At 58.9% G+C, this 8694-nt stretch carries 10 protein-coding genes and 2 tRNA genes; 8 read left to right on the top strand and 4 right to left on the bottom strand.

Annotated elements, in window-relative coordinates:
* The coding region (locus tag PHP59_RS09750; protein WP_300166460.1) for a hypothetical protein at nt 1-203 on the bottom strand (203 nt) is incomplete at its 3' end.
* A gap of 59 nt (nt 204-262) precedes the next feature.
* Here PHP59_RS09750 and PHP59_RS09745 point away from each other — a divergent pair.
* The 3 genes from PHP59_RS09745 (at nt 263) to dps (ending at nt 2927) form a co-directional block, all read left to right on the top strand.
* Nucleotides 263-1453, top strand: coding sequence for an MMPL family transporter (locus PHP59_RS09745; protein WP_300166458.1), 1191 nt, complete (start codon nt 263-265; stop codon nt 1451-1453).
* Between the two features lie 50 nt (nt 1454-1503).
* Nucleotides 1504-2313: a hypothetical protein gene (locus PHP59_RS09740; RefSeq protein ID WP_300166456.1), complete on the top strand. Its 810-nt coding sequence runs from the start codon at nt 1504-1506 to the stop codon at nt 2311-2313.
* Between the two features lie 62 nt (nt 2314-2375).
* A complete protein-coding gene (dps, locus tag PHP59_RS09735; RefSeq protein ID WP_300166454.1) occupies nt 2376-2927 on the top strand; it encodes a DNA protection during starvation protein in 552 nt (183 codons plus the stop codon).
* Nucleotides 2928-2995: 68 nt separating this feature from the next.
* On the opposite strand, the gene PHP59_RS09730 is transcribed toward dps, so the two are convergent.
* On the bottom strand, nt 2996-3415 hold the full coding sequence (locus PHP59_RS09730; RefSeq protein ID WP_300166452.1) for a phosphate-starvation-inducible PsiE family protein: 420 nt from the start codon (nt 3413-3415) through the stop codon (nt 2996-2998).
* 147 nt (nt 3416-3562) lie between these two features.
* Between PHP59_RS09730 and PHP59_RS09725 the strand changes: the two genes are divergently transcribed.
* The 3 genes from PHP59_RS09725 (at nt 3563) to PHP59_RS09715 (ending at nt 5153) form a co-directional block, all read left to right on the top strand.
* Nucleotides 3563-3647: transfer RNA gene (locus PHP59_RS09725), tRNA-Leu, on the top strand.
* A gap of 385 nt (nt 3648-4032) precedes the next feature.
* A complete protein-coding gene (locus PHP59_RS09720) occupies nt 4033-4812 on the top strand; it encodes a transposase (protein WP_300166450.1) in 780 nt (259 codons plus the stop codon).
* The gene (locus PHP59_RS09715; RefSeq protein WP_300166462.1) at nt 4737-5153 is read left to right on the top strand and encodes a transposase; all 417 of its coding nucleotides are present in this window, start codon (nt 4737-4739) and stop codon (nt 5151-5153) included. The genes PHP59_RS09720 and PHP59_RS09715 overlap by 76 nt, the downstream gene beginning before the upstream one ends.
* On the opposite strand, the gene PHP59_RS09710 is transcribed toward PHP59_RS09715, so the two are convergent.
* On the bottom strand, nt 5146-5283 hold the full coding sequence (locus PHP59_RS09710; RefSeq protein WP_300166448.1) for a hypothetical protein: 138 nt from the start codon (nt 5281-5283) through the stop codon (nt 5146-5148). The genes PHP59_RS09715 and PHP59_RS09710 overlap by 8 nt on opposite strands.
* A 421-nt stretch (nt 5284-5704) precedes the next feature.
* Between PHP59_RS09710 and PHP59_RS09705 the strand changes: the two genes are divergently transcribed.
* Nucleotides 5705-5776 (top strand) — tRNA-Gly (locus PHP59_RS09705).
* A 182-nt stretch (nt 5777-5958) separates the two neighbouring features.
* Here PHP59_RS09705 and PHP59_RS09700 read toward each other — a convergent pair.
* Nucleotides 5959-6366, bottom strand: a complete 408-nt coding sequence (locus tag PHP59_RS09700) for an STAS/SEC14 domain-containing protein (protein WP_300166446.1) — start codon at nt 6364-6366, stop codon at nt 5959-5961.
* A 263-nt stretch (nt 6367-6629) separates the two neighbouring features.
* Here PHP59_RS09700 and codB point away from each other — a divergent pair, with 263 nt between their 5' ends.
* Nucleotides 6630-7904, top strand: a complete 1275-nt coding sequence (codB, locus tag PHP59_RS09695; RefSeq protein WP_300166444.1) for a cytosine permease — start codon at nt 6630-6632, stop codon at nt 7902-7904.
* Nucleotides 7905-8694: the final 790 nt, after the last annotated feature.

Here is an 8694-nt window from a genome sequence, read left to right as displayed (position 1 = left end):
CAGTCGGTGATCGACAGCGAGTCCCCGCCGCCCGGCGTCCGGATCGAGATCACCGGGAACACCGCCTTCGACGAGCAGATGGAAGACGAACTCTCCGGTTCCCTGCTGGTGCTCATCGCCATGCTCGCGACTGCGATGGGCTTTATCGCCATGTTCGTCTCGCCTGTGCCGATGGTGCGGTCCTTCGGGCTGGTCAGCATCATCGGGATCGCCTGCTGTTATGGCGCGGCCCTGGTCGGCCTGCCCGTGATCGCCCTCCCTGGTGCAGTACCGCCCGAAGCCCGCGGGCGCGGGCAGGGGGGTGGCGCTGAAGAACCGGTACGACAGCCTCCTCTCCGGGGCCGCGGTGACGATCGCAAAGAACCCGGTGCCTGTGCTGCTGGTGGCGGCGGTGGTGGCCTTTGCCGGGATCACGGTCGACACTTCGATCCCGATCGACACCAACCAGGACTCCTTTGTCCCGCCAGACATGCCGACCAAACTCTCCCTGAACACGGTGACCGGGGTCGTGGGCTCGGTCCAGCCCTTCCCTCTCCTGGTGGAGGGCGCCGGGGTGGACGACTACCAGGCTATCGCCTGGACCGACCGGTTCGGCGGTTATGCCCTCGACGAGCACCTCGAACTCACCGGCGTCACGAGCATCGCGACCCTGATCCGGGAGTACAACAACGGCGTCCTCCCTGCCAGTCAGTCCGGTATTGCCGCCGTCCTCGCCCGCATCCCCGAGGACGAGAGGGCGAAGTACCTGGACGGCCACACGGCGTCTGTGGTCCAGTTCTCCACCATCGAGATGGAGATGGACGCCCGGAACCGGGTGAAGGAGGCGGTGATGGCCGATATCGGGTGGATGCAACCCCCGCCCGGTATCGTGGTCTACCCGACCGGCGACTACGACATGTACACCGCCCTCATCGCGAACATTGCGCAGAGCAAGGGGGAGATGACGTACCTCGGCTTCGCCCTGATCCTGGCGTACCTGCTGATTGTCTACAGGCGGCGGTACGCGGTCTCGCCCCTCGTCCCCCTCGTCTCCCTCGTGGACTGGAATGTCGCGGGCATGCTCCTCCTCGGGATCGACTACTCCCCGATGACGGCCTGCCTGGGCTCGATGACCATCGGCGTCGCCTCGGAGTACACGATCCTGATGATGGAGAGGTATGCCGAGGAACTCGAGGAGACAGGCGATCCCCTCGTCGCCATCCGCGACGGGGTCCAGAAGGTCGGGACGGCGGTGACGGTCTCTGCCCTGGTGACAGCATGCGGTTTCTCGGCCCTCGTCCTCTCGAACTTCAAGATCATCGCTACCTTCGGGATCACGACTGTCATCGCCGTCGGTTTCTCCCTGATCGGGGCGATCGTCATCATGCCCGCAGCCCTCGCCCTTATCGGGACCGGCAGGAAGGTTTCGGCCGGGGCAAAAGAGGGGGATGCGGCCGTCCCCGAGAGGGCCTGACCGATCTCTTTTTCTTCCCCTACTCCCCAGAGGCGCCGGGGTATCATTCCATGCGGCCTGCATTTGAAAGACATACCGAGAGACTGACAGACGAGGAGATCCTGGAGATCGGCTCCTTTGTCCCGGAGCCCCTCTCCGGCGAGGAGAAGGTGCGGTTCAGCCGTGTTACCGGCATGCCGGAAGCGCCCGAGACATTCCCGGCCGTCGCGATCGGGTGGCCGGAGACGAAGAACCTTGCCCGACTGCTCGGGAAGGACGACCTGAAGAAGATCGATCCTTTTGTCAGGGCCGATATGAAGAGGTACGACTTTTTCCTGGTCCGGCTCTGCTGTTCTTTCCTGCCCGAGAGCGAGGAGACGGTGCTGCACTCGGCGCGGTTTATCGTCGTCCTGAAACCTGACGAGAGGGGACGGCAGCCGCGGGTCTCTACGATGTACCCGAGGCGGGTCCTCGACCCGGTGAAGGAGACGAGCCGGATGGGACTGACCGCCTCTCTCCAGTTCATCCCCGTCGTCGGGGCGACGCCCGCGGTGGAGGGGGCGATCGAGACCGGCGTCGAGTACACGAAACTCGTCCCGAAGATGGTGGCAGCCTTCAACTTCGACCAGAGCGGCACTCTCTGGGACTTCGAGCGGACCGACGCGGACGAACTGCGCGGCGTGCGGTACATGTACCTCCTGGCCCGGGCGTCGGTCGGGGCCGCGAGTCTTCGGGCCAGGATCACCCTCTCGGCAAAGGTCAGGTTCAAGGACCGCTTGCGAAACGCGGTCTTCGCGCCCTGGGGAAGAGCGGCACCTGCCCTGGAGCTCGACCTCCTCTCGGAGAGGGGCCGGGCCGTCCGCCCCCCTGCCGCGGCCTGACCGTCGCGCGGGAGAATGTTTATGAATGCGCGGCCCCACCCTCCCCTCCCACGGGGGGTATTATGGCAAAAGTTACACGGAAGATGGTGGAGGATGCGGGGGTCGACGTGGACCATCTCGTCGACCTCCTGGTGAAGAATGCCGCAGCAGAACTGACGACCTTTTATTATTACACGATCCTGCGGGTGAACCTGATCGGTCTGGAGGGGGAGACGATCAAGGAGATCGCGGAGACCGCACGGATCGAGGACAGAAACCACTTCGAGGCCCTGGTGCCCAGGATCTATGAACTGGGCGGGAAGCTGCCAGAGAATATGGTGGACTTCCACAATGTCTCCGGGTGCCCGCCGGCAAAACTGCCCGCGGACCCGACAGACACAACGGCGATGCTGAAGGTGCTCGTGGAGGCGGAGAGGTGTGCGGTGCGGCAGTACACTCATGTCTGCTCCCTGACCGCGGGGAAGGACCACCGGACGTACGACCTCGCCCTCTCCATCCTCCACGAGGAGGTGGAGCACGAGTCCTGGTTCTCCGAGTTCCTGGGCGAGGGGCCGTCAGGCCACTTCCTGAGGAGGGGCGAGACCTCGCCTTTTGTCTCGAAGTTCCTGCGGTGAGATTATGCGGGGTGCGGGGGCCTCCCGCGCCCGTCCGGTCATGCCTCTGTGCCGTATGCGCGTTTTCTCTAATCCACTTTTTCGATGGCCTTCGCCTTCTTGACCAGATAGTAACCGCCCGAGAGGGCGATGATGACAAAGCCTATGCCGATCAGGGTGAGGTCGTTCATCTCCCCCGAGTCGAGGAGGATGATCTTCCGGGCGACGGCGATGAGGGCGACGAGCAGGATCACCTCGACGTGGATCCTGTGGTCCTCGATATAGGTCCGGATCGTCTCCAGGAGTTCGATGCCGATGAGCACGAGGAGGAAGAGGCCGAGAACGCCGAGGATTTCGTGGTTCTCAAGCCGGAGTCTGGATTCGTCGAATAACAGGCCCTGAAAAACGAGGTACGCCAGTTCGATGACGGAAAAACCGATGATGATGGCGAGGAGGCCGATGAGGACATAATAGATCCCCTTCTGGTAGGTGTCCAGCGCTTTGAACATGTGCCCTAAGTCCTGCTTTTCATTGGGAAGGGAGGGCTGATAAAATCAGATGCTTTGTGCCGCCGGGAGGTTTTGGGGGCTTTTGCCGTGGCCGGGATCAAGGGTATTTATACCGGCAGATCGTATGGATATCTGCATTTCTGGTCTGCGAGGGTTGCCGAGCCAGGTCAAAGGCGATGGATTTAGGGTCCATTCTTGCAGGAGTTCGAGGGTTCGAATCCCTCCCCTCGCACTTTGGTTCTGGGTAATAGTTAGTTGCAAAAAACGCCACTTCTGGAACATATTACGTATTTGATGAACCGATCATCATTCTCTGTAGGGAAATATTGATGCCATTTTTCGTGTGTTTCTCTATAAGATCTGAGAAACTCAAGGTTTCATAGAGATTGTTTACCTTGCGGCGCCGCCCGTCCTCACTTTCACCATGCACAGATTAGAGATATTTATATTTGGATATAATGTGGCCATCATTTATGCTGATCTCCTACAATTATCGGGCGTATCCAGATGTAACCGTGGAAACATGGCTGAATGCCGCACTTGATACCTGTAGGTAGCTCTACAACAAACTTCTCGAAGAATGCAACATCGCACGGGAGAATGGAATTCCCCCGACAATGCGAGGAGCGCAGGCGCGGATCGTCACGCTGAAAGATGAGAATCCATCTCTGAAGGGCGTGTACTCCAAAGTACTCCAGATGGTGAACTATACTCTCTGGAGCAACATTGCTGGACTCTCACAGTCGAAGAAGAGAGGACGGAAGATCGGCAAACTCAGGTTCAAGGGTGCATTCCGATACCGAACGCTCAACTACAACCAGTCCGGGTTCAAGATCGACCGTGAACACAGCACGATCACGTTCTCGAAGATCAGAACAATTCCGTTCACGATGCATCGACCGTACATCGGGAAGGTGAAGGGCGTCCTGATCACTCGTTCTGGTGACAGATGGTACGTGATCGTTCAGGCAGAGCAGGAGGTCTCCGCGTCAAAGCGTGAAGGGCGGTCTGTCGGTATCGATGTTGGTCTGAACGCGTTTGCGGTCGATAGCGATGGTGCGGTGGTCGAGAACCCCCGGTTCTATGAGCATTCACTGGATACGATCAAGAAGTTGCAACGGAGCATTGCCCGGAAGAAACGGTTTTCGCAGAACTGGAAGAAGGCAAAGAGCAGACTGGAGACGGTCTATGATCACATCACGAACCAGAAGAGAGATTTTATGCACAAACTCTCCCGCCTGTATGTTGATACCTATGCAACGATCTGCGTCGAAGACCTGAATATCAAAGGTCTGAATGAGAAAGGTAACTCCACAGGAGCATTCACGATGCTTCGTGGGGACGGTTCTATTCTTATCTCGCGTACAAGACTGAAAGTGCTGGTACGAAACTTGTAAAAGTCGATCCCCGGAATATGTCACAGATGTGCTCGAACTGTGGAAGCATCGTGAAAAAGACCCTTTCTGAGAGAGTCCACGAATGTCCGTACTGTGGGTTTGTTGCCGATAGAGATTACAATGCTACGGTGAATATTCACCGCGTGGGGATGGAACAGCCCTTTGAGCCTGTGGAAATGCGGAGCATTTCCCGTGCTGTGGAGACGGTACCTCTCCATCACATTTCTGTGATGCAAGTGTTGTCCATGAAGCAGGAAGCCACGCCCAACAGGCGCGTGGTAGTTCACTTGGCCCATAAAATAAAAATAAAAATAGTTGGAAATTCCAGGCAGCTCAATTGATCTTTTTGTTGAGCTTCTTGAGCTTCTTCTTGGCGGCCTGGCTACCTGCTGCCGCCTGCTTTGAGAGATCTTCTGCCTTGGCTATCTTCGCTTTGTTCTTCTTCTCCAATTCTTTCTTACTTAATGGCATACAGTCACATCCTAAGCCTTTGTATTGTTTTATTTGTCTTTTTTCCTTATTATATACCTGTATCGTTGTATCAGCCTGGAAAAACTAACGAAAAGCTGACCTATTCAACTGCTATTTTACCATTTTGAACAGTCAAAAATGTGTTATTTGAAAATTTGAGGATCAAGAAAGGGCGAATCCCCGCCATTTCACTCTCGATCGTGTGGAGAACAGGTAACTCCGAAAGTCAGGAATGTCTCCTCTCATTTCTTCCAGGCCGCGATATGCTCCCGGCAGCCCATCTCCGGATCGAAAGTCTCTTCATGGAGCGAAGGACCGCGAGGCCCCACGTCATGCGAGGGGGAATCCAGGAATAGTCCCCTCAGTGAGGGGGCAATCCATATATGCAAAAAGTGCCAACATTTCTCTGCACTGTGGCAGAGCGCCGATAGTGTAGTGGTTATCACTAGGCGTTGCCAACGCCTAAACCCGGGTCCGAGTCCCGGTCGGCGCACTCTTTCTTTTTCTGTGACCTCTTCCTTCAGAGCCGTGCTTCCTTATCCGGGACGGATCCTGTGCATGTCATCCCATTGTATTCGGGATCTCTGCTCCGGTCAGGTCGGGGAGATGATGCCGGGGCCGTTTCCCTCACCGAAAAAAATCGTTGTATTTCAGGGGCCCGGTCCTTCCCCCTCTTCAGCGCGGGCCGGGAACGGGCGCCCTCACCAGGTGGACGATGCCCTCCCCGATCCACCTCCACGCCTCCTGGCGGCGTTCGGGCCTGAAGAACCTGACGTCGGTGGTCGAGAAGAGGAAGAACGCCGGCTGTACGGAGAGCAGCCGTTTTTCCCACTCTTCATCGCCGATGATCGCCTCGCGCTCGACAGAAGGTTCCTTTATGCTCTGGACGAGGTCGTCGGTCATCGCCCCGAAGTCCTCCCCCTTGTAGTCAACGATGTCGACCAGCACGCGGACAGTGCCATAGCGTTCGGTCGCCAGGTCGATCGCGGGTATGAATACGTGGGTGTAGTCCTCGTCCGTGACCTCCCCGCTTAGCCTGAACCCGATGATGCCTCCCCTGCTCTCCGGCAATATCTCGATCATCTCTTCCCTCCCGCGGGGGTAGGGGGACCGTCGGAATAAATAGGTTGCCCGGGGTCCCGGGTGGAGGGGCGAGGGGAGCGGCAGGTCCGCGCCCGCGAGAGTTTTCAGGGACGTGAAGGGACGGCACACCTTCTTTCTCTCCTCCGTATCCCCGTGCAGAAGAAGGACGTGCGGCCATTCCCCTGATGCATATCATCTCCTGCCGGAAGTTCCGGATCATAACGCTAAAATTATCCTTCGTCCCACTCTTTCGGCGATATTCTATGGGAGGACGCAGCGAAGACAGCATGGAGGACTATCCCCAGTCCCCTGTCCCTCCCCATGCACGCCGGGGTTTCCTCCCCACTGCCGTCATCCTCCTCGGCTTCACCTTCTTCTCGGCGACGATGTGGGGCGGCGGTGCCATCGGCGTCGCCTTCCCCTTCTGGCCCGACCTGATCGCCGTCATCCTGCTCGGCAACCTCCTGCTTGCGGGCTATGTCGCGGCCCTCGCCTATGTCTCCCAGAAGAGCGGGCTGAACACGGCGCTCATGGGCCGCTATTGTTTTGGCAGGATCGGCAGCCGCTGGCCAGACCTGGTCCTCGGGTTCACCCAGGTCGGGTGGTACGCCTGGGGGACGGCGACGATCGCGATCCTGTTCACCGGTCTTCTGGACCTCGGCGATGGGTGGAGGGCGCCGCTCATGCTCCTCTTCGGCGTCACCTTCTGCTGGACGGCGTTCATCGGCTATCGGGGGCTCGAAGGTCTCTCTCTGGTATCGGTCCCCCTGATGTGCGTCCTCATCGTCGTGAGCCTGGCGATCGCCACGCGGGACGGCGGGGGCGTGGCGGGCGTCCTCTCCATCGCACCCACGGCCACCATGGGCGTCGGGGAGGCGGTGACCATCGTGGTCGGGACATTTATCGCGGGGGGGACGCAGGCGACAAACTGGACGCGGTTTGCGGACACGCCGCGCACGGCAGTCGGTGCGGCGGTCCTCGCGTTCCTGCTTGGGAACGGCCTGATGGTCCTTGTCGGTGCCTGCGGCGCCCTCGTCTATGGGGAGAGCGACATCGTCCAGATGCTCGGCCTGCAGGGCCTCCTCGCCGCGGGTGTCGCGATGCTCTTTCTGAACATCTGGACGACGCAGGACAACACCATATACAACGTCTCGGTGGTCGGGTGCGACCTTCTCCGGACGAACAGGCGCAGGCTGATCACGCTCGGCGGGGCGGGCCTGGGCACCGTTCTTGCGCTCCTCGGGATGTACGACTGGCTCGTCCCCTATATGACGATGCTCGGCACAATAATCCCGCCCCTTGGCGGGATCATTCTTGCGGACTTTGCCGTCGTCCACCGCGGCCGGTATCCCCCCCTAGAAGAGGCCGACCTGTGCGCCGTCCGCTGGACCGGAGTCGTCGCCTATGTGGCGGCGTCGGCCATCGCCATATATTCTCCCGGCATCCCGCCGCTCAACGGGATCGTCGCCGCGTTCGTCCTCTACGGGGCAGGGAACTGGATCGAGGCCCGGCGTCATCCGTCGGCAGAGTGTCGGTGAAGGACGGGAAACCTGAGCGTGACGATACTTACAACTTTACAGCAGGTTTCCCGCAGATTATTCCGCACCTGCCGCGAGAGAGAAAAGTCGAGGATCGGCCTTCGTACTGCCTGTACCAGTACAGATAGAGAGACGCGTCTCTCTCTATGTACTAAAGTACAGCAAAACACACACACAGCCAATGGCACCTCTCTCCGGGTGGGCGGGTGTGGGTGTGTGTGCGATCCCCGGAATGATGGAAACGATCCCGTGATGCGGGTGTGCCGTGGGGGAAATCCGAATCAACCCGCTTTACGTCGTCCGTTGAGTGGCGTCACCCGCCGCAAACTGCTGAAATCGGGTGGAAAAAAGAGTCTGTGCTGCAAGTGTCCCCTGCCCGCCGGAGGATGACGGCACTTTTGCACCCTGTGTGCACCGGATTCTGCACCAAAAAAGTGCAAAAACAAAGACGGATGATCGGGTCCGGATTGAATAATAGAGAGAGAGAAGAGAGATCTCTCTCTCTCTCATAGTACTCTATTGCACGCAAAAGGGGGCGCACACAGCAAGGGGGATCTCTCCGTGTCTGTGGGTGACTGTGTGTGTGATCGGCGTGCGAGTGCACATGACGGGGAAGATGGGGGTGAGGGGGCCGGGCTAGTAAATCCCGGTGCAAAAAATCCTCCGTTTGGTGGCGCTGTCAGAGTGCAGGCCCGTGCAATCAGGTGCACAGGTGTAAAACAGGAGGGGTGGTGACCGGGAACCCATACGTGATGGTGATGTTTGGGTTTTACTGGGTGACGGCGGTGGT

The sequence above is a fragment of the Methanofollis sp. genome (assembly GCF_028702905.1).
In the GTDB taxonomy this organism is placed as follows: Archaea; Halobacteriota; Methanomicrobia; order Methanomicrobiales; family Methanofollaceae; genus Methanofollis.
Note: the sequence above shows the minus strand (reverse complement) of the source record. Positions and strands in the feature narration are given on the sequence as shown.

Bases quoted from the DNA above. Each gene is read 5' to 3' on its own strand.
- PHP59_RS09740 (WP_300166456.1), top strand. From the start codon at position 1,504: ATGCGGCCTGCATTTGAAAGACATACCGAGAGACTGACAGACGAGGAG.
- dps (WP_300166454.1), top strand. From the start codon at position 2,376: ATGGCAAAAGTTACACGGAAGATGGTGGAGGATGCGGGGGTCGACGTG.
- PHP59_RS09730 (WP_300166452.1), bottom strand. From the start codon at position 3,415: ATGTTCAAAGCGCTGGACACCTACCAGAAGGGGATCTATTATGTCCTC.
- PHP59_RS09720 (WP_300166450.1), top strand. From the start codon at position 4,033: ATGCGAGGAGCGCAGGCGCGGATCGTCACGCTGAAAGATGAGAATCCA.
- PHP59_RS09710 (WP_300166448.1), bottom strand. From the start codon at position 5,283: ATGCCATTAAGTAAGAAAGAATTGGAGAAGAAGAACAAAGCGAAGATA.
- PHP59_RS09700 (WP_300166446.1), bottom strand. From the start codon at position 6,366: ATGATCGAGATATTGCCGGAGAGCAGGGGAGGCATCATCGGGTTCAGG.
- codB (WP_300166444.1), top strand. From the start codon at position 6,630: ATGGGAGGACGCAGCGAAGACAGCATGGAGGACTATCCCCAGTCCCCT.